General features: G+C 51.8%; 15 protein-coding genes. 11 read left to right on the forward strand and 4 right to left on the reverse strand.

The window, feature by feature from the left end; genetic code table 11:
• Window positions 1-231: 231 nt before the first annotated feature.
• The 3 genes from AYI96_RS00320 to cysK form a co-directional block, all read right to left on the reverse strand.
• Complete coding sequence (locus AYI96_RS00320) at window positions 232-1236, reverse strand: TDT family transporter (RefSeq protein WP_039032809.1); 1005 nt, start codon at window positions 1234-1236, stop codon at window positions 232-234.
• Window positions 1237-1327: 91 nt separating this feature from the next.
• Entirely contained in the window at window positions 1328-2398 is a 1071-nt protein-coding gene (locus AYI96_RS00325; protein WP_039032810.1) for a methyltransferase, read from the reverse strand.
• Window positions 2399-2619: 221 nt separating this feature from the next.
• The gene (gene cysK, locus AYI96_RS00330) at window positions 2620-3588 is read right to left on the reverse strand and encodes a cysteine synthase A (RefSeq protein WP_039032811.1); all 969 of its coding nucleotides are present in this window, start codon (window positions 3586-3588) and stop codon (window positions 2620-2622) included.
• Window positions 3589-3800: 212 nt separating this feature from the next.
• On the opposite strand from cysK, the gene AYI96_RS00335 reads away from it, so the two are divergent.
• On the forward strand, window positions 3801-4937 hold the full coding sequence (locus AYI96_RS00335; RefSeq protein WP_260852919.1) for an RDD family protein: 1137 nt from the start codon (window positions 3801-3803) through the stop codon (window positions 4935-4937).
• Between the two features lie 11 nt (window positions 4938-4948).
• Entirely contained in the window at window positions 4949-6073 is a 1125-nt protein-coding gene (locus tag AYI96_RS00340) for a beta-ketoacyl-ACP synthase III (protein WP_039032812.1), read from the forward strand.
• An 80-nt stretch (window positions 6074-6153) separates the two neighbouring features.
• On the opposite strand, the gene cysZ is transcribed toward AYI96_RS00340, so the two are convergent.
• Window positions 6154-6924 (reverse strand): sulfate transporter CysZ, encoded by a 771-nt coding sequence (cysZ, locus tag AYI96_RS00345; protein ID WP_071475941.1) that lies wholly within the window; start codon window positions 6922-6924, stop codon window positions 6154-6156.
• A 242-nt stretch (window positions 6925-7166) separates the two neighbouring features.
• Here cysZ and AYI96_RS00350 point away from each other — a divergent pair, with 242 nt between their 5' ends.
• The 9 genes from AYI96_RS00350 (at window position 7167) to AYI96_RS00390 (ending at window position 20029) form a co-directional block, all read left to right on the forward strand.
• Window positions 7167-10592: a chromosome segregation protein SMC gene (locus tag AYI96_RS00350; RefSeq protein WP_071475940.1), complete on the forward strand. Its 3426-nt coding sequence runs from the start codon at window positions 7167-7169 to the stop codon at window positions 10590-10592.
• Window positions 10593-10613: 21 nt separating this feature from the next.
• Window positions 10614-11585 carry a cell division protein ZipA gene (gene zipA, locus AYI96_RS00355; protein ID WP_144360757.1) on the forward strand — a complete coding sequence of 324 codons (972 nt, stop codon included), beginning with the start codon at window positions 10614-10616 and terminating at the stop codon, window positions 11583-11585.
• A gap of 74 nt (window positions 11586-11659) precedes the next feature.
• Window positions 11660-13666, forward strand: coding sequence for an NAD-dependent DNA ligase LigA (gene ligA, locus AYI96_RS00360; RefSeq protein WP_144360758.1), 2007 nt, complete (start codon window positions 11660-11662; stop codon window positions 13664-13666).
• A 357-nt stretch (window positions 13667-14023) separates the two neighbouring features.
• Window positions 14024-14509 carry a DUF2919 domain-containing protein gene (locus AYI96_RS00365; RefSeq protein WP_101094802.1) on the forward strand — a complete coding sequence of 162 codons (486 nt, stop codon included), beginning with the start codon at window positions 14024-14026 and terminating at the stop codon, window positions 14507-14509.
• A gap of 291 nt (window positions 14510-14800) precedes the next feature.
• Entirely contained in the window at window positions 14801-16009 is a 1209-nt protein-coding gene (locus AYI96_RS00370; RefSeq protein WP_071475937.1) for an HD-GYP domain-containing protein, read from the forward strand.
• 117 nt (window positions 16010-16126) lie between these two features.
• The gene (locus AYI96_RS00375; protein ID WP_186299979.1) at window positions 16127-16948 is read left to right on the forward strand and encodes an SDR family oxidoreductase; all 822 of its coding nucleotides are present in this window, start codon (window positions 16127-16129) and stop codon (window positions 16946-16948) included.
• A 34-nt stretch (window positions 16949-16982) separates the two neighbouring features.
• Window positions 16983-17603 carry a thiol:disulfide interchange protein DsbA/DsbL gene (locus tag AYI96_RS00380; RefSeq protein WP_039032819.1) on the forward strand — a complete coding sequence of 207 codons (621 nt, stop codon included), beginning with the start codon at window positions 16983-16985 and terminating at the stop codon, window positions 17601-17603.
• 414 nt (window positions 17604-18017) lie between these two features.
• The gene (locus AYI96_RS00385; protein WP_039032820.1) at window positions 18018-18284 is read left to right on the forward strand and encodes a DUF4212 domain-containing protein; all 267 of its coding nucleotides are present in this window, start codon (window positions 18018-18020) and stop codon (window positions 18282-18284) included.
• Between the two features lie 11 nt (window positions 18285-18295).
• Window positions 18296-20029 (forward strand): sodium:solute symporter family protein, encoded by a 1734-nt coding sequence (locus tag AYI96_RS00390; RefSeq protein WP_039032821.1) that lies wholly within the window; start codon window positions 18296-18298, stop codon window positions 20027-20029.
• Window positions 20030-20187: the final 158 nt, after the last annotated feature.

Here is a 20187-nt window from a genome sequence, read left to right on the forward strand (position 1 = left end):
TTAATTGCTTGATAATGTCGTGTTGTGTTTTGTTTTTGTTTTTCCAGGGTGTGTTGTTTGTGGTGGTTTTGTTTTTATGGTGTGGTATTTTTGTTTTTTTACTTTTTTATTTAAGAGATGTTTTTATTTGTCTAGATACTTGAGTGAATATTTGTTGGCCATTGAAGATCTATTAATTTGCCAAAAGCGTGACAAGCGTCACACTTTTGGCGTTGTTGTAACTCGGTTTCATTATACAGATGACCAGGGGCGGTAGTGTCTGAGGTAACTGATAGCAACGAAGCCGACGATAGCACTGGCTATCACAAGCTCAATATTTCCAAGTAGCGCCAGTGGCCGGTGCAGTGATTGCAGCATGGGTTGGCTGTTGCACCAGGCGGCTGTTTTCAGTAGAGCTGTGGCGCCTATCACCATGGGGAAGGTGTAAGCAGCAAACCCAGGGCTGAAAGGGAGGCGCAGCAAGTGCAGGAAGGCCAGATAGATGACCAGGGTCATCAGCAGGGCCAGACTCAGCAGCAGGGCGACCAACCAAAGCTCAGGCTCAGGAGTCAGGGTCAGATAGCCGGCCAAAGACAAGCTGGCCGGTGCTGCCAGAATCGCTATGGTAGGTTTGGCTGCATCCGCGACCGGATTACAGAAAATCAAGCGATAGAGCATCACAGGCAGCATCACCAAGTAACTCACCAGGCCGAACATCAGAATGATGTGAGCGATTTGAGCGCCTACCTCGCCGGCTTCGGCGCCGGGAAAGGTCACAGCTGCCACCACCATGCCGATAGGGGGCACAAACCAACTTGGCACCATATGCTCCAGGTTGAAGTCCATTGCTCTATGCAGCACAAAGGCAGCCAGTAAACAGCAGTGAATGGCGATAGCTGCCAGCCAGATCAGGAAACCACACAAAGGAAGATGGATCCCTACGGCTTTGGAGATCACCATCAGTGCCATGGCAAAGGTGGGCAGCACACTGCCGACCACAGGGTGGCGCAGTTCTTCATTCAGTAATTCAGGATGCAGAATGAATTTGACTGTCAGCAGAGACAGTAATATGCCGGCAACCACCGCGCCCAATGCCAGACCGGGAAATTCTGCTGACACGTTTTCCCAGGCCCAGCCCAGGCTAGCGATAGCCAGCGCCAATCCGGCCAATGGGCTTGGCAGTCGCTTGAAAGCGGCTTTACTAAACTTGGACTCGCGAGTGCTGAGTTCTTCAGTGGTAGTGGCAACGAGTTTCATACTGTGACCTCTAGATTCTAATTTGATGGTCCTAGTCTAAAATCGGTCTTTGGTTAATAAAATTGAAATTAAATTATTCATTGATTCAAATTTATTTAAGCTTGCAGCGCAGCAGAGTATGTCCAAGTCCTATGTCATCGATATCTTCATCGACATAAAAACCCGCTTGTTGCAGTAGTTTCAGCAGTACCTTGGAGTGATACATACGACTGTTGCCGTTGGCCATGGCGGTGAAGTAGAGCGAGGTGGCATTGACACAATAGGCGGAGGCGGCATTGGGTTGTCTGTCCCAGAAGGTTTCCAGAATGCAGAGCTCGGCTGTCGCCGGCATGGCTTTGGCACAAGCCTGCAGGATGGCCAGGATTTGTGCCTCGCTGAAACAGTCGAGGAATTGGCTCATCCAATAGAGATCGCCGTCGCTAACAAAGGGGCCGTCAGGAGCAAGCAGATCGCACGCCAGACCGGATATCCGCTCGCTTAAACCTGCAGCTTTTGCGGCCTCTGCGGCCAGTTCAAGCTGGGGAGCGAGATCCATTATGGTTACCCGGCACTGTGTGTTGTATTCGGCACACTTCAAGGCCCACTTGCCGGTATTGCCGCCGATATCCACCAAATGAGTCGGCCCATTGGCAAATATGCGCGGCATCAGGCTGTCAAAGGCATGATCTGAATAATAGTGGTCAAAGGCGAACCAGCTGTGTTTGGCTTCTGTCGGTAACTGGCTCAGAGCCGGGTAAATAGTGGGCCAATCGCCGAAAACTTTCAGTCCCTCGGGAGCGCCTTGTTCCAGCGCCTGTTGCAGATGAAACAGGCCTTGGTAGCAAATGTCGTGGATAAAATTGAGATTGGTGGCGGCCATATCGTCATGCAGCAGAAACCAGCCTGTCTTGTCGAGAATGTAATTGTCTCCCTTGTGCCAAACTAGTCCCATGGAGAGCGCCATATCGAGTAAAACGCCCAGAGCATATTCTGTCAGCCCGGTTTTTTCTTTGAGTATCTCAAGGCTGGTACCTTCATCGCCTGCGGCATCTATATGCTTGAGGATGTCGAACTGCAGCAGGCAGCGGGTCACCTGAAAACTGACCGGAGCGAAGGCGATTTTTTGTGCTTCAAATTTGGCCTCGAAGGCACTGAGTTTGGCGGGTTCACTAAAAAAGGGCATTGTCTTAGCCGTGGAAAAGGTTCAAAAAGAGTCTTTATGGCGCAAAGCACAAGGCAAGTACAGGCCAGCTGAATGAAACTTTGATCAAGAGGGCAAATATGTGGTTAATGCCGCTTTTGATTTCGGGATCAAACGGGATATTTTGAGCGATAGAGTTCAGGACGAGAGACTGGCATAAAAAAGCCCCATCATTAGACAGGGCTTTCAAGTTGCGATTTTACTTACTGCACGTTTTCCTGATCGCCGAATTGGCCGACAAACAGGGCTGAGGACAGATAACGCTCGGCAGCCGATGGCAGGATCACCACTATGTTTTTGTCTGCAAATTCCGGTAGGGCGGCGATGCGGTTGGCGGCAACGACGGCAGCACCGGAGGAGATACCCACTAAAATGCCTTCCTCTTTCATCAGCCTGTGAGCCATCTCTATCGCTTCGTCATTGGTGACCAGTTCTACCTTGTCAATCAGTTCCAGATCCAGGTTACCCGGAATAAAGCCAGCGCCTATGCCCTGGATCTTGTGCGGACCCGGCTGCACGGGTTGGCCCGCCAGAGTTTGGCTGATCACCGGCGAGTCGGTTGGTTCAACGGCCACAGCTGTGATTGCCTTGCCTTGGGTGTTTTTGATATAGCGGCTCACACCTGTGATGGTGCCGCCGGTACCGACACCGGCAACAAATACATCGATTTGACCATCGGTATCGTTCCAGATCTCTGGACCTGTGGTTTTTTCGTGGATTTCAGGGTTGGCCGGGTTGTCAAACTGCTGCAGCAGCAGATATTTATCCGGCGCCGATTGGCGGATTTCCTCGGCCTTTTCGATGGCCCCTTTCATGCCCTTGGCACCATCAGTCAGTACCAGGTTGGCGCCCAGAGCCTTGAGCAGCTTACGGCGCTCGAGACTCATGGTGTTGGGCATGGTTAAAGTCAATTTGTAACCTCTGGCCGCGGCAACATAGGCCAGCGCAATACCCGTATTTCCTGAGGTGGGTTCAATCAGCTCTATGTCTTTGGTCAACAGGCCTTTTTTCTCGGCGTCCCAAATCATATTGGCACCAATACGGCATTTGACACTGAAGCTTGGGTTACGGGCTTCTACCTTGGCCAGCACCTTGCCGTTGCTGACGCGGTTAAGACGAACCAGTGGGGTGTTACCAATGGTATAGGAATTGTCTTCGAAAATTTTGCTCATGGCTTGCTGGCCTCCTTTGATTGCATCCCTAAAGCATAATCCTCATGAGATCAAAGAGAAGTGAATCTTTGTTCTTCTTTATTCTTTTTAGTTATTACATGAATCTCTGTTATTCGTAACTTCGGAGTAAGCCAGTTTCGCTTTATGTTAATCTCAACGCCGAATTGATGTTAACCAAAAAACAACATTCTATTTCAAATAGGAGAATAGCCTTGGATTACAAGGGTAATGCCCAGGAGTCAAATCCGAATAGCACCGGGGAACAGGGCGGTCGTAAACGGTATCCGGGTAAAGATCCCCGCAGCATAGTGACGCCGGCCGCATTCAGCGTGGCGCCGGAGCTGCTCTACACCCCCTTGGCAAAACCTTGGAAACGGGCGCTGGCTATCATGATAGATGGTTTATTGGTGGCTATACTGGCAGAACAGGCCGGCCCCTTGTTTGTGCTTTTGATGTGCTTGCTGGCTTACTATATACACAATCATGCCAACAGGATCTCCACTTGGGCCAAGGGGCTTTTGTATCTGTTTATGGCGGCGGTTTTGCTTTGGTCTGCGGTACCACAGATGATTAAGGTCAACGGCCTGCAACAGAGTCGCGATAATGAGATTCAGGGGCAGACACTGCTGACCTTGACGCCGCAACTACTGCGTTTGAGTCTGTGTGAGAACAAGGCCTGCGCTCAACATGAAGCGGGTTTGCTGGTTCATGCTGCGGCTGAGACTGAGATGTCACGCACCCAGCTCGAGGCCATGCTGCAAGGTGCATTGGATGAGTTGCCGCTTGCTTCAGCCGATATTGCGGCGATAAATGCAGACTTGATGCCGCAGTTGGCTTCAATAAAAACTGAGTCTGTAGCGACACTCAATGCACAAACCAACTTACCAGCCAATGCAAAGAACGATGCACAAGCCAAGCCAGCACCTACCGAGGATGATTCAAGACCGGAAGCAGAAGAGGACGAACAGCAGGAAGAGGCACAATACAGCTTGCTCGCTTGGGCCAAGGGGATGCTCAATGACCTCGGGCTTGGATTTGGCTGGGCGGCATTCTATTTTACCTTGTTCACTGCCTGGTTCGATGGTCAGACTTTGGGCAAAAAAATCATGCGGGTGCGGGTGATCGCCCTCGGAGGTGGTAAGCTTTCCCTATGGGACGCCTTTGGCCGTTACGGGGGATACGGCGCAGGCTTTGCCACTGGACTGCTGGGTTTCTTGCAGATTTTTTGGGATGCCAACAGGCAAGCCATCCAGGATAAGATCTCAGCAACAGTTGTCATTGATCTGAGTAAGCCACGCGTGAGTCCAACAGAGACGATGCTGCAGGCAGAACAGGTCACAAAACAATAAGAAGGTAGTTTATGAAGGATGCGATTGTCATTTCCGGTACCGGGCTGTTTACCCCACCGGAAGGAATAACCAATCAAGAATTGGTGGACAGCTTCAATCAGTATGTTGACCTATTCAATACCGAGAACCGCGCCCAGATAGATCTTGGCCATGTGGCGGCGCTGAATTACTCATCGAGTGAGTTTATCGAGAAGGCTTCAGGCATCAAACACAGATTTGTGATGGTCAAAGAGGGGATCTTGGATCCTGAAGTCATGATGCCGTTGATCCCTGAGCGTGCCAGCGACAACCTGTCACTGCAGGCTGAAATGGGCGTGCATGCGGCCAAGCAAGCGCTTGATAACGCCGGCCTCAAGGCGGATGACATTGACTTGGTGATAGTTGCCTGTGCCTACACCCAGCGGGCCTATCCGGCGATGGCGATTGAAATTCAGCAGGCTCTTGGTACCCGGGGTTATGGCTTTGATATGCAGGTCGCCTGTTCCTCGGCGACTTTTGCTCTGGTGACAGCGGCCAATGCCATTCGCAGTGGTAGTGCCAGGCGTGTGTTGGTCATCAATCCTGAGATATGTTCGGCTCAGGTCAATTATCGTGACCGCGACAGCCACTTTATTTTCGGTGATGTGGCTACGGCTTTGGTATTGGAGCCGGCTGCGACTTGCCGCGCCCAGCAAGCCTTTGAAATTCTGTCGAGCCGCTGTTTTACCCATTACTCAAACAATATCCGCAGCAACTTTGGTTTCCTTAACCGTTGTGATCCGGCCACGTCCGGCGAGGCCGATAAGCTGTTTCATCAACAGGGACGCAAGGTCTTTAAAGAGCTGCTGCCCATGATATACAAGCATTTGGATGTACAGCTCGAAGAAGCTGGTATCACGCCGGAACAGTTTAAGCGTCTGTGGCTGCATCAGGCCAATATCAATATGAATCAGTTTGTGGTGAAAAAGCTCCTGGGTGAAACGCCTGAGCCTTTGAAGGCGCCTGTGGTGCTGGATCAATACGCCAATACGGCATCGGCCGGTTCTGTAATCGCTTTCCATAAATATCACCAGGACTTCAAACCGGGGGACTTGGGCCTGTTGAGCTCCTTCGGCGCAGGTTACTCCATCGGCAGTTTAATTCTGCGAGCTTGTTAAGACCTGGCTTTCCTCTACCATGAAGCATAAAAAATGCCTGCAACAGCAGGCATTTTTGTGTCTCAATCGACCTACGGCGCTTAATCTGGCGCTATGGCCGGGTTGCGATAAGCTTCGCGATACTTGTCGACCCACATTGAAGTGGCACCGCAAATGGCAACCGGCATCACGATAAAGTTGACTATAGGGATCATGGAAAACAGGGTGACGGCGGCGCCGAAGCTCATACTGCTGCCCTTGGTATTTTTCAGGGCAAACTTCATCTCTTTGAACGCCACCTTGTGGTTATCGAAAGGATAGTCACAGTATTGGATACTCATCATCCAGGCACTGAAAATAAACCAGACCACAGGGAAAACGGTTTGGCCAATCACAGGGATAAAAAACAGCAGTAAGATCAATATGGCCCGCGGCAGGTAATACACCAGCTTTTGCCATTCGCGGCCGAGGATCCGCGGCAGATCCTTGATTAAATCCAAGGTGCCGCCGGTATTGAGCGGCTTGCCGGTCAGCAGTTGCTCTACCTTTTCGGCCAACAGGCCGTTAAATGGCGCTGCCAGCCAGTTCATCACGGAACTGAAGATAAACGACAGCAGCACCAGCAAGGTGATAATCGCCAGTGGCCAGAGGATCACATTAAGCCAACTGAGATAGTCCGGCAGTTGGCCTTCGAGCCAGGCAAACACATTTCCCAGTTGGCCTATGGCAAAATAGATGACGCCGGCAAACAACAGCAGGTTGATCATCAGCGGAATAAACACAAAGCTGCGCAAGCCCGGTTGCTTGATCAGGCTAAAGCCTTGGAGAAAATAGTTGACGCCGCTCTTGGCGGGTCTTGAAGATGCGGACATGTACCACTTACTCTCAATAAAAGAATACTTAGGCCGATTTTGAGCAACCAAGGCCACGAAAACAAGGGAAAAACGCAGCCAAGGGAATAAAAAGCGTTACAAAATGCGGCCCGCTTTGCTAAAGTGACAGCGCTTATACAGCTTCTTGGGCCAGGACGGCGGCGTTTCAATCAGGCTATTGAATTTCCTTCAGGATTGGCCCGTAAAACAAAAACAATCGGCACTGACATCCAACGGCAAATATGAGACTCAAACAGATAAAACTCGCTGGCTTCAAGTCATTTGTCGATGCTACCAAAATCCCTTTTCTCAATCCGCTGACGGCCATTATCGGCCCCAATGGCTGCGGTAAATCCAATGTGATTGATGCCGTGCGCTGGGTGCTGGGTGAAAGCTCGGCCAAACACCTGCGCGGTGACTCCATGGCCGATGTTATCTTTAACGGCTCCAGTGCCCGTAAGCCTGTTTCTGTCGCCGGCGTTGAGCTGGTATTCGACAACGCCCTTGGACGTATCGGCGGCCAGTATGCCAACTACGGTGAAATTTCCGTCAAGCGCCAGGTCTCCCGCGATGGCGAAGCCCTTTATTTTCTCAACGGTCAAAAATGCCGCCGCAAGGATATTACGGATATCTTTATGGGCACCGGCCTTGGGCCGCGCAGCTACGCCATCATAGGCCAGGGCACCATCTCCCGCTTGATAGAATGTAAACCCCAGGAACTCAGGGTCTTTATCGAAGAGGCCGCGGGCATCTCCCGTTATAAAGAGCGGCGCAAGGACACGGAAAACCGTATTCGCCATACCCGTGAAAACCTTGAGCGCCTGGGGGATATTCGCTCCGAGCTGGGTAAGCAACTGGATAAGTTGACGATTCAGGCTCAGGCCGCCAAACGCTATCGGGAATACAAGCAAAGCGAGCGGCGTTTGCATGCCGAACTCTTGGTGATGCGTTTCCTGGAGCTCAATGAGCAGGCCGAGGCGCAAAACAGCGAGATAGAAAGACTGGAGACCGAGCTGGCCCAGCAGCAGGCGCTGAAACAAGAGTTGGAGTTGAGTTTGACTCAGCAAAAGCTGGCTCTGGATGAACTCAGTGAAAAGGAGCAGCGCCAGGTTGCCGATTTTTATCATAACAACACTGAAATCGCCCGTATCGAGCAGCAACTCAAGTATCTCAAAGAGCGGGATAAACAGCAGGCATCTGAATTGGGTGCGCTGCAACAGCAAATCGCCACATTGAATGAACAGCTGGCTCAGGCCAAGCAGCAGGAGCAAACCCTGGATGACAGTTTGCAGCAACATTTGCCGCGCCAGCAGGTGCTGGAAGAACAGCAGTTTGAACTGAGCCAACAGTATGAAGCGGCGCTCTGGCAAAGTGAAAGTCTTGCCGGTGAGTTGCAACAAGCGGTGACTGCGGTCAGAGATATCAAGCATCAGCAGGAACTCGCCGCCACCCGGGAGCAGCATCTTAAGCAGCAACATGCACAGCGCAGCGAGCAGCTTGAGAAGCTCAGTGCAAGATTGCAGCAACCTGAGACCGATAACGGGGCAAACCCGGCTGAGCTTCAGCAGCAGGTCAGCTTATGTAAGTCACAATTGGCGGCAGCTAAAGCCGATGTCGAACGGCATGGCGCAGAGTTGATTAAGGCCCAGGAGGCGTTGGAGCTGGCAAGACAAGCGGAGCAACAGTTGGTGCAGCGCCGCTCGGGGCTAACTGGGCGCCTGGAGCTGATAAGTCAGTGGCTCGAAGGTGCCGCTCAAGCAACGCAAGAGACACAAACTGCCTTGATTCCGCTTTGGCAGGACATTCAGGTTGAGGCCGGTTGGGAGCAGGTGGTTGAGGCCTGGCTTGGCCCCTTGATGCGCGCCGCTGTCTATCCTGACTGCAAACCATTTGATGGCAAAGGTTTTGCTCAGACTCGTCGCCAAAGTTGGGGGCCGGTCAGCGCCGGCGTCAACTTAAGCCCCTGGCTTAACAGGGTGCGCTGGGCCGAGTCGGCGCAGCAGGCATCCAGCTTGCTCGAGCAGGGGCTGGCAGAGGGGGAGCTGATCCTCTGCCGTGATGGCGACCTTTTTGCGCAAGATGTAAAGCTGACGCTTGCCGAGGATGGTCAGTCACTGGTGAAGTTGACCGCCGAGCAGGGCGCCATTCAGGCTGAGCTCGATAAGCTTGCGAGCGAGAGCCGGCAGGCGCAGCAGCAAACTACAGCGGCCCAGGATAGGTTCAACGAATTAAGGCAGGCTCAGCAGCTCAAGTCCGAGGCGCTACAGCAACAGCAACTGGCATTGACCCGCGCAGTGATGGCTTGTGAGGCGGCCACCGAGCAGGCGGCACGCGAACTTAGACAAAAGCAACAGATAGAAGCGGAAATTACCGAGCTGAAAGAGCGCCTCGAGCAGGAGCAGTTTGAGCTGGAGACGCTGATTGAGAGTCAGTTTGCTGCCGATGATACTCTTTATGAGCGTCAGCGGCAGGAGCGATTGCTGAGTGAGCGTCACAACGAGACCAATCAGCAAAAAAACAGCCTTAAAGTCAGCCTGAGTGAACTTGAGCGCCAGTTAAAAACCTTGAACGGAACTCTGGCGGAGCAGAAAACCGCCTTGGCGTTGGCCGTGCAGCGGCGCAAACAGTTGACCGAGCAATTGCAGCAGGCCGAGCACAAACGCAGTGAGTTGCTGGATAAACCGCAGCAGGGTGCAGATAGTGCCGAGCTGCAACCGCTTGAGCAACGCCTGGAAGGATTGCTTACGCAGCAACACAGGATGCAGACGGAGCTTGAGCATACCCGGGCCAAACTTGCCGAGCAGCAACAGCAGTTGGATAGTACAGCTTTAAAGCAAAAACAACAGCTTGGACAACTGGAGCACTTGACTCAGACAATCAGCACGTTAAAGTTACGTCGCGAGGGCTTAAAAGGTCAGGCCGACAGCCAATTGGCGCAGCTCAGTGAGCAGCAGATCAAGCTGCATGAAGTGGCGGCAAACCTGCCTGATGAAGCAAAAATCGCGCCCTGGCAGGACCAACTGGAATCGGTTCGGCGCAAGATAAGTCGCCTCGGCGCCATTAACCTGGCGGCCATTGAAGAGTATGAGCAGCAAAAAGAGCGTAAGGCTTATCTCGATGCCCAGGATGAAGATCTCAACAAGGCGCTGGCCAGTCTCGAAGAGGCGATCCGCAAGATAGACAGAGAGACCCGCAGTCGCTTCAAGGCGACTTTTGAGCAGGTCAATGCCGGACTGGGAGAGTTGTTTCCCAAGGTATTTGGTGGCGGCAGTGCCTATCTGGCGCTGACAGATGATGATTTACTCGATACCGGAGTGACCATCATGGCCCGGCCACCGGGCAAAAAGAACAGCACGATTCATCTACTTTCGGGTGGAGAAAAGGCGCTGACGGCTTTATCATTGGTGTTTGCGATTTTCAGGCTCAACCCGGCGCCTTTTTGTATGCTGGATGAGGTCGATGCACCTTTGGATGACGCCAACGTCGACAGATTCTGCCGTCTTTTGCAGGAGATGTCGGACAGCGTACAGTTTATCTATATCAGCCACAATAAACTCACTATGGAGATGGCTGATCAACTGATAGGTGTCACTATGCATGAGCCGGGTGTCTCTCGCATAGTCGCAGTCGATATTGAAGAAGCGGTGGCTATGGCCGACGCCGGATAACCATAGGAAAACAGGTAACCAATGGAAGATTTGCAACTGGTATTGTCTGTGTTGGGCGCGATTGCCATTATTGCCGTGCTGGTTCACGGTTTCTGGTCTATCCGCAAACAACAGCCCAAGTCGCTGAAAGAAAATCCGCTGACAGGTTTCTACAAGGACCAGGCCCGGCGTGACAGTGAAGGTTTCGATGCCGATGGAATTGGAGAGGTGAGGGTGCGTAAAGTCTCACCGGATGAAAAGCCACCCAAGCTCAAGAGCAGCAAGTTGCGTAAACCTGGCTTTCAGTCGCCTCAAGCAGATGAGAGCGAAAGTGAACAGGCGTTTTCCCTCTCAGGGGCCAAACCCGAGCCCAGAGTGAACAGCAAGTCGCAACGGCAGGAGCCTGTGTTGCATCTCGATGATGACCAAGATACCGCCGAAATGCAGATGGAGTTGGGGCTGGGTGCCGATGCACAGACAGACAATGCCCATTCCACAGTTGAAGCCGAATATCAGGAAAACAGCCAGCCAGAGCCACAACTTGCCACTGAGCAACAGACCCGCGAGCAGGCCAAGGAAGAGTCGCGCCACGATGAGTTGCCCGATCCCACAGATGTTTTGGTTCTGCATGTGGTTGCCAAAGAGGGCGAGAGTCTCAGCGGTGCTGAGCTGCTGCCTTGCCTGTTGGCACTGAACTTCAAGTTCGGTGATATGAATATTTTCCATCGCCATGAAGACAACGCCGGTACGGGGCGGGTGCTGTTTTCCCTGGCCAACATGGTTAAGCCCGGGGTGTTTGACCCGGACAATATGGAGCAGTTCAGCACTCAGGGGGTAGTCCTGTTTATGACCTTGCCTTGTCATGGCGAGCCGCTGATGAACTTTTCCATCATGCTCAACTCCGCCCATCAATTGGCGGATGACCTCGGTGCCGAACTGCTGGACGGCCAGCGTCAGCCATGGCATCAGGATACCAAACAAGCCTACCTGGGCCGTATTCGGGCTCAGGGCTGATATTCATCAGGGAGCCAGTGTGAGTCTCTCTATCCAAGGCCGCCTCTGCGGCCTTTGTTTTGTGCGGAATTTTTATGCAAGCCATTGAAAACGAAATTGATCAGCTGATAAGCGCCATTAATGAGCACAACATTCGCTACTATGTGGATGACAACCCCAGCATTCCCGATGCCGAATATGACCGCCTGATGCAGCGGCTCAAGGCGCTGGAGACCGAGCACCCTGAGTTGCAACGTAGCGACTCGCCAAGCCTCAGAGTCGGTGGGCTGGCGTTGGCCAAGTTTGAACAGGTAACTCACCTCAAACCTATGCTTAGTCTGGACAACGCCTTCAGCGAAGAAGATTTTGCCGCCTTCCATAAGCGGGTGACTGACAGAGTAGGCGAGTTCAGCTATTGCTGCGAGCCCAAGCTCGATGGGCTGGCTGTCAGTATCCTCTATCGCGATGGCGTGCTGGAGCGTGCCGCCACCCGTGGTGATGGTGCGGTCGGCGAAGATATTACTGAAAACGTTCGCACCATTCGGGCGGTGCCGCTGAAACTCAGGGGCGATGACTATCCGCCGCTGTTGGAAGTGCGTGGTGAAGTATTCATGCCCAAGGCGGCCTTCGAGGCACTCAACGAGCGCAACCGGGTCAAGGGAGACAAGCTGTTTGTCAATCCGCGTAATGCCGCCGCCGGCAGTTTGCGGCAGCTGGATTCCAGGATAACCGCCTCTCGGGCACTGGCGTTTTACGCTTATGCATTGGGCGTGGTTGAGCCGGAATCCTTCCCGCTGGCGGACACCCATCTTGGGCAACTGCAGCAGCTTAAAACCTGGGGATTGCCGATCAGCAGTGAAATCCGCCTTGCTAAAGACCTCAGCGAAGTGGATGACTACTACCGGGATATTATGGCGCGCCGCAGTGCTTTGGCCTATGAAATCGATGGTGTGGTATTCAAGGTCAACAGCATAGAAGCGCAGCAGACACTGGGATTTGTCTCCCGTGCACCGCGCTGGGCCATCGCCTATAAGTTTCCGGCCCAGGAAGAGATGACTCTGCTCGAAGGGGTCGATTTTCAGGTAGGCCGCACCGGCGCCGTGACACCGGTTGCCAGGCTTAAGCCTGTGTTTGTCGGTGGGGTGACAGTTTCCAACGCCACTTTGCACAACGCCGACGAAATCGCCCGCCTTGGGGTCAAAGTTGGCGATACCGTGATCATTCGCCGCGCCGGTGATGTTATCCCGCAAGTGGTTGCCGTGGTGCCGGAAAAAAGACCTGAGGATGCCACAGAGATCCGTTTCCCGGAGCAATGCCCGGTTTGTGGCTCTCAGGTGGAACGTCTTGAGGGGGAAGCCGTGGCCCGCTGCACCGGTGGCTTGTTCTGCGAAGCGCAGCGTAAGGAAGCCATCAAACACTTTGCTTCCCGCAAGGCGTTGGATATAGACGGCATGGGCGACAAGATAGTCGAGCAGCTGATCGATAAGGAGCTGGTACAGAGCCCGGCGGATCTGTTCTCACTTACGGCTTCGGCCCTGACCATGCTGGAGCGGATGGGGCTTAAGTCGGCCACCAATCTGGTGCAGGCCATAGAGGCGGCCAAGCAAACAACCCTGGCCAAGTTTCTTTACGCCTTGGGGATCCGTGAGGTGGGTGAATCCACCGCCGCCAACCTGGCACGGCACTTCAAAGAGCTGGATGCCCTCAAGCAGGCGAGTGTCGAGCAGCTTATCGAAGTGGAAGATGTTGGTGCCATAGTGGCTCAGCATGTGGCGCACTTCTTTGCTCAGCCCCACAACCTTGAAGTTATTGATAAACTGCTGGCTGCCGGGGTGACTTGGCCGGCCATAGAAGCGCCGTCTGAAGACAAGCAACCGCTCAAGGGCCAGACCTGGGTATTGACCGGCACTTTGAGCCAGATGAGCCGCACTGACGCCAAGGCGCAGCTTGAGGCGCTTGGCGCCAAAGTGTCCGGCAGTGTCTCCAAGAAGACAGACTGCGTGGTGGCCGGCGAGGCCGCTGGCTCTAAATTGACCAAGGCCAATGAGCTTGGGGTCAAGGTGTTGGATGAAGCCGGCCTGCTGGCGCTGCTGCAATCCTGAGCTTAATCTATCTGCTTGAGCCCCGGCAGGCAGCGGGGCTTTTTTATCTTCACTCAGTGGCAACCAATCCGGGGGATATGGGACTCTTGAGATTGTAGAGTCAAAATAGCCAAACAGCTTGTACCTGGCTTCTATTTATTGCGCCACATAACTTGAATTGTGTTGCCACAGGACCCACCTCATTATTTCGTCAGATGGCTGGCCGAGACTCGCTCTCAGATCGCCTCATTGAGGCTGCTTATGGAAGAGGCGTATCCCGCTGCTTAAAAAAAGAGTCAGTCATACGGGTGAACGCGGTCAGTTATTTTTATCATGGCTATGCCAGGCCTTGCCGGGTGGAGTCACAATGATGGGATTATGTCCTTGCTTAAATTTGAACATGTGCGCTGGCTTGACAATGACGGCCATATTAAGCCGCCGTTACTGCTTTACATCATAGTGCTGTTTCTGGCCCGCGGCTGGTGTGTGTTTGTTGCATCCCTGACCCAAGCCAGCGACAGGGCCGCTCTGGTGCGACTGTTTTATCCGGAAAAGAGTGACTTTCTATCATCTCTGGCCGCCGGCGCCGGCGCCTTGTTGATCTATGGTTTGATCCTGGCCGAGCGTAAACGGGTATTTGAGGCATTGATCCCACTGTTTCGGCAAATTCGCGGGTGGTTGGTGCTGTTGCTAGGGATAGACGGCGTGCTGCTTATTCAGCGTCTTGGTCACAACGATTGGTTGTTTAGCTGGAATCTGGCGTTGGATGCCTTATTGCTGTTCTGGTCCTTGCTCTACCTCGTTAAGTCGGTTCATTTGCGCCATTATCTCAACGACTGGCAAAAACAGGAGAAATTGGAGTGAGATAAGGAGCGATCCAATAAGGCAAGGTCGACAAATTTTTACTATATAAAACAGAGAGTGGCTGGCAGATTTCGGCTTGAAAAGTTATCACTAGCGACTTTTGGGATGAAATCTGAACAGAAAATTGTATGTATGGTGGATTAACGACTAAAACACTGTCAAACAAGCGATTTTTGTCATAAATTTGTCATTTCATTCTTACGTTTGGTTTCCAATGGTCTATAGTTAAGATTCTTGGATTTCATTTTTTAAAACCTTGTTTTATCAAGTTGTTCTCTGGAGAAACTTTGAGTGGCCAAAGCTGAAAGGATCCATCTCCCTCTGTCACGCCTGCAAACCGGCATCACAGTCAAACTGCCGCTGTCCTGGACAGATCATCCTTTTTTGTTCAATCGCATTGAAATCAAAGATGCCGGTCAGATAGAAATGATCCGTAATCTTGGGGTGCCCTATGTCATTTTAATCTCTGACGAAGACCTACTTAATGATGTGATTGAAGAGGAAAACGAGGCGCAGCAAGCAACAGAGCGAACAAAGGACAACCAACCGGATCCCAAAGCCTCTGCCCGCAAGGCGATACGCAAGAGTCAGGGACGCTTTTTGAATGCCATTAATGACTGTCGTACCGTAGTCAGTAAGTTAGTGTCTGATCCTGAAGGCGCCATTCGTGAAGCCTCTGCTTTAGTTGAGCAAATGCTGGACCACCTATTGGAGTCTGGTAATCCCAAGTTGGCCTTGGTGTCCAGTGGTGAAGGGGCTCCCAGCGTGACACAGCACGGGATATCAGTTGCGGTACTGGCCTTGATGATCGGCCATTCACTTGAGTTGTCCAAGGACAAGCTGAGGGATATAGCATTGGGTGCGTTGCTGCATGATATCGGCAAACTCAAGGTGCCAGATGCCATCAGGCGGAAGCGCAATCCCTTGAGTCAGCATGAAAGCAACTTTCTCTCCATGCATCCCAATTTTGGTTATGACATGCTCAAACGCAGTGGCTTGTTTGGTAATGAGGTGTTGCATATTGTGAAGCATCACCATGAGTTTATCGATGGCTCAGGTTATCCCGATAGGCTTAAGCTGGCCAAGCTGCCATTGACCACTCAGATAGTCGCGCTGGCCAATGATTATGACAGTCAATTGGCTCGTCAAGAGATAGTCTCGCCGCAAATTGCTTTGGGATATCTGTTTAAGAATCGGGTTGGCAAGCATCAGGAGCAGCTGATTTCGGCGCTGGTGAAGGTCTTGGGGATTTACCCGCCAGGCACCTTGGTGAGCTTGTCTGATAATAATGTTGGTAAGGTGATGATGACCACATCGGAGGTGCGCCAACCTCAGGTATGGGCTTGTAAAAACGATGGCAGCGAGCCTAAGTTACGTTTTTTGATGGACGAAGAGGTTAGCGTGGAAGCCGTACTCAAGTCTGAAGAGCTGACTGAAGGTGCTTCAAGAACCCTGCAGGCCGGTGCTGGCATCAGTTTCTATTTCAGCGCGTTGGAGTAGCTTGCAACCCGCGTTCTCTTGCCGTGAGCGGCCAAACTTTGGCCATTCATATAACCACCTCTGGTTTTTATTCTCATTTGTCTTATGCTTGAGCTCGGTATACAGCGGAGTAGGTCGATGAAACATGTTGCGGTTTGGGGCTGCGGTTGGTTCGGTTTGCCATTGGCAAGGGAACTGGTCACCAGAGGAGTTAAGGTATGCGGCAGTAAGCGTACCGAGGAGGGGGCGGAGCTGTTAAGAAAAGAAGGGATGGATGCCGTGACCCTCAACCTTGCTGAGCCCGCACCTTTACCTTCGTTGCCGGATGACTGTGATGCTCTGGTACTCAATATTCCCCCCGGTCTCAGGCGCGGCGACAATGATTATCTAGCTTCTCTCGAGCGTTTATTGCCAGTGATTGCAGTAAGCGGTATCAAACGTCTGTTGTTTATCAGTAGTTCAGGGGTTTACCCTCAATCCCAAGGTGTAGTCACTGAGGTGACTCCTGTTGATGCATCGCCGGACAGTTATTCCGGCACCTTGGCGATGGCTGAGCGGAAGATACTGGCGCTTGCCAGTGAAGGTCTCAAAGTCACTGTCATTCGCTTTGCCGGTTTAGTCGGCCCAGGGCGCCACCCCGGGCGCTTCCTCGCAGGGAAGACCGGGTTGCCCGGCGCAAACGCCGTGGTGAATCTGGTGCATCTCGATGACTGCATAAATGCTTGCCTGCAGTTATTGACCGTCGCTAACCCCGGGGCCATCTATAACCTTTGCACGCCCTGTCATCCAACCAGGAAAGAGTTTTATCCGGCAGCTGCCAAAGCGATCGGTTTGGCGGTGCCCGAATTTGCTACTGATAATGGAACGGGTAAGTGGGTGGATGGTTCTCTCATCTGCCGCGAGCTTGAGTTTGAATACTGTTATCCCGAGGCAGAGAGTCTTATTGCTGCTTGCCAATAAAAAGCGTGACTAAAAAAGAACATGAGGAAAACCTATGTCTTTGTTATCCAAAATGGTTAGAGTCTTACCTTTGATACTCCTGGCCCTCAGTAGTGTAAGTGTCAGTGCGGCCGATTTTCAGGAAGGGCGAGACTATATCAAGGTGCCTGGGATCCCTGAAGCAAAGAGCGGTATAGTCAGAGAGTTTTTCTCCTATAACTGCCCCCATTGCTACTACAAAGATCCCTTGATGCAGCAGACTGCTGAACTGCTCAAGGGTAAGCTGGATTTTGAGCGCACTCCGGTCGGTGCGGGGCGCCCTTCCTGGATCCTCAGTCAGGAAGCCTATTATCTGGCGCAAAAATTCAGGATTACCAATCAGGTGCACGGCAATATTTTTAACCGGATCCATGAGAAGCATCAGGCCTTCGAACGACCTCAGCAGTTGAAGGACTTCTTTTTGGCGCAGGGGGTCAATGAGCAAGAACTCAACCAGACTTTGGGCTCGGCCGACAGCAAGCTGGCACTGGCCAATTATGATACTCAAACTCAGCTCTCCGGGATCCGGGGAGTGCCTTCTCTCTTGGTCAATGGCAAATATTTGATCACCTCGAAAAGTTCAGACCCCAAGGAACTGGCGGCGCTTATCCTCTACCTGAACCAGGAAGCGCCATAGATACAACACTGTTTTAAATACAATCAAGAGGCCAAAAGGCCTCTTTTTTTATCTCGTTTCTAATGCTTAGAGTTAATTCTGTACGGGTTAGTGGCTGGGTTTGGTTAGCCCTAACTCCATCTTGCCCACTTTTCATTAAGGAGATTGGACTCTTGCTCTATTCACTAAATGGGGGAATAGAGCAGCTTTTTTATCAAAATATCCTGAAAATCACTTCGACATTGGTCTAATAATTCGTAGCAAATAAACGAGCGTTTAACTGATGATTTTTATCTTAACTTTATGATTGTATTTGCTTTACTTTGATTGTTAATAGTGTGTGAATTTTAGCTTAGACTAAGGTCTTGATTGTAGCGCTCCCGGCGGTTGCTAGATTAACTGTGACTTAATAATTATTACCACAGGGGAGTCGCTATGGGTTTTGAAAACAATGACAAGGCAAAGGGGTACTGGCGCGAAAATTTGCGCTTGGTACTGGGACTGCTGGCCATCTGGTTTGCTGTTTCCTACGGTTGTGGGATTTTACTGGTGGACGTTCTCAATGAAATTCATTTTATGGGATTCAAGCTTGGCTTCTGGTTCGCCCAGCAAGGTTCCATGTATGTGTTCGTAGTGCTGATTTTCGTTTATGCGGCCAAAGCGAATGCCTTAGATAAAAAATATAACGTACACGAAGACTAAGGAGCTGGCCGATGGATGTTCAAACACTAACATTTTTAATTGTGGGGCTCTCGTTTGCCCTTTATATCGGGATTGCCATCTGGTCAAGAGCCGGTTCTACCAAAGATTTTTATGTTGCAGGTGGTGGGGTGCACCCTGTGATGAATGGGATGGCGACGGCGGCAGACTGGATGTCGGCAGCTTCCTTTATCTCGCTGGCAGGTATCGTCTCCTTTGTGGGGTTTGACGGCAGCGTGTACCTGATGGGCTGGACCGGCGGCTATGTGTTGCTGGCTTTGTGTATGGCACCTTACCTTCGTAAGTTCGGCAAGTTTACTGTGCCTGACTTTATTGGTGAGCGTTATTACTCCCAGGCGGCTCGAGTCGTGGCTGTGATCTGTGCCATTTTCATCTGTTTTACCTATATTGCCGGACAGATGCGTGGTGTTGGTGTGGTGTTCTCTCGCTTCCTGGAAGTGGATGTCGATACCGGGGTGTATATAGGTATGGCAGTAGTGTTCTTCTACGCGGTACTCGGAGGCATGAAGGGGATCACCTACACTCAGGTGGCGCAATACTGTGTGCTGATCTTCGCTTTTATGGTTCCGGCCATCTTTATCTCTGTGATGATGACAGGTCATGTCATTCCGCAAATCGGTTTTGGCGCTGAGCTGATAGATGCCGCCGGGAATGATACCGGGGTGTATCTGTTGCAAAAGCTCGACGGCCTGCAAACCCAGCTGGGGTTCTCTGAATATACCGAAGGCGCTAAAAGCACCATAGATGTATTTGCTATCACGGCAGCGCTTATGGTGGGGACTGCCGGTCTGCCCCACGTGATTGTGCGCTTTTTTACCGTACCCAAGGTAAAAGATGCCCGTATTAGCGCCGGTTGGGCACTGGTATTTATTTCCATCATGTATACCACTGTGCCGGCCTTGTCAGCATTCTCCCGGGTAAACATGATAGAAACCATCAATGGCCCTGAATCTACCGGTGTCGCCTATGAGTCTGCGCCGCAGTGGATTAAAAACTGGGAAAGTACCGGGCTTATCAAGTGGAACGATAAGAACGGTGACGGCAAGATGTACTATGCCAAGGGTAACCTCACCGACGACAGCAATAATGAAATGGATATCGATCGCGATATCATGGTGCTGGCGACCCCTGAAATCGCCGATCTGCCGGCTTGGGTGATTGCCTTGGTGGCGGCCGGTGGTCTGGCGGCAGCGCTGTCTACTTCTGCGGGCTTGTTGCTGGTGATCTCAACTTCGGTATCCCATGACTTATTGAAGAAAAACTTAATGCCGGACATTTCAGACAAGAAGGAGCTGTTCTATGCGCGAACCGCGGCGGCTGTAGGCGTTGTTATCGCAGGCTACTTCGGGATCAACCCACCCGGTTTTGTGGCGGCAGTGGTGGCTTTGGCATTCGGGTTGGCGGCATCGTCACTGTTCCCGGCAATTGTGATGGGGATTTTCTCCAAGTCGATGAACAAGGAAGGGGCCATTGCCGGTATGGTGATGGGGCTTGGTTTTACTGCGGGCTATATCATCTACTTCAAGTTTATCAATCCGGCTGGCAATAATGCCGATAACTGGTTGTTTGGTATTTCGCCGGAAGGTATCGGCATGGTTGGCATGATAATCAACTTTGTTGTAGCGATTATCGTTGCCAAGATGACAGCCGCTGTTCCTGAACATGTGCAGGAAATGGTTGAGTCTATTCGCTTCCCTAAAGGGGCAGGCACGGCGCAGGATCATTGATCTGCAGTCGCATAAATAGAAGATCCCCCGCTTAGCCGGGGGATTTTTTATCAATCTCGCTTGGGTTGGATGCTCACCTTGCTATTTTTCTTTGGTTTGGGCTTTCTGTTTCGGGCCTTCTGTTTCAGAGCCGGCGATATTCGACTAAAGCCAGATAG

The sequence above is a fragment of the Shewanella sp. MSW genome (genome assembly GCF_007636515.1).
In the GTDB taxonomy this organism is placed as follows: Bacteria; Pseudomonadota; Gammaproteobacteria; order Enterobacterales; family Shewanellaceae; genus Shewanella; species Shewanella indica.

What these genes read in the sequence shown, in the direction of transcription:
- AYI96_RS00320 (WP_039032809.1), bottom strand. Translation starts at nt 1,236, where the DNA reads ATGAAACTCGTTGCCACTACCACTGAAGAACTCAGCACTCGCGAGTCC.
- AYI96_RS00325 (WP_039032810.1), bottom strand. Translation starts at nt 2,398, where the DNA reads ATGCCCTTTTTTAGTGAACCCGCCAAACTCAGTGCCTTCGAGGCCAAA.
- cysK (WP_039032811.1), bottom strand. Translation starts at nt 3,588, where the DNA reads ATGAGCAAAATTTTCGAAGACAATTCCTATACCATTGGTAACACCCCA.
- AYI96_RS00340 (WP_039032812.1), top strand. Translation starts at nt 4,949, where the DNA reads ATGAAGGATGCGATTGTCATTTCCGGTACCGGGCTGTTTACCCCACCG.
- cysZ (WP_071475941.1), bottom strand. Translation starts at nt 6,924, where the DNA reads ATGTCCGCATCTTCAAGACCCGCCAAGAGCGGCGTCAACTATTTTCTC.
- AYI96_RS00350 (WP_071475940.1), top strand. Translation starts at nt 7,167, where the DNA reads ATGAGACTCAAACAGATAAAACTCGCTGGCTTCAAGTCATTTGTCGAT.
- zipA (WP_144360757.1), top strand. Translation starts at nt 10,614, where the DNA reads ATGGAAGATTTGCAACTGGTATTGTCTGTGTTGGGCGCGATTGCCATT.
- ligA (WP_144360758.1), top strand. Translation starts at nt 11,660, where the DNA reads ATGCAAGCCATTGAAAACGAAATTGATCAGCTGATAAGCGCCATTAAT.
- AYI96_RS00365 (WP_101094802.1), top strand. Translation starts at nt 14,024, where the DNA reads ATGTCCTTGCTTAAATTTGAACATGTGCGCTGGCTTGACAATGACGGC.
- AYI96_RS00375 (WP_186299979.1), top strand. Translation starts at nt 16,127, where the DNA reads ATGAAACATGTTGCGGTTTGGGGCTGCGGTTGGTTCGGTTTGCCATTG.
- AYI96_RS00380 (WP_039032819.1), top strand. Translation starts at nt 16,983, where the DNA reads ATGTCTTTGTTATCCAAAATGGTTAGAGTCTTACCTTTGATACTCCTG.
- AYI96_RS00385 (WP_039032820.1), top strand. Translation starts at nt 18,018, where the DNA reads ATGGGTTTTGAAAACAATGACAAGGCAAAGGGGTACTGGCGCGAAAAT.
- AYI96_RS00390 (WP_039032821.1), top strand. Translation starts at nt 18,296, where the DNA reads ATGGATGTTCAAACACTAACATTTTTAATTGTGGGGCTCTCGTTTGCC.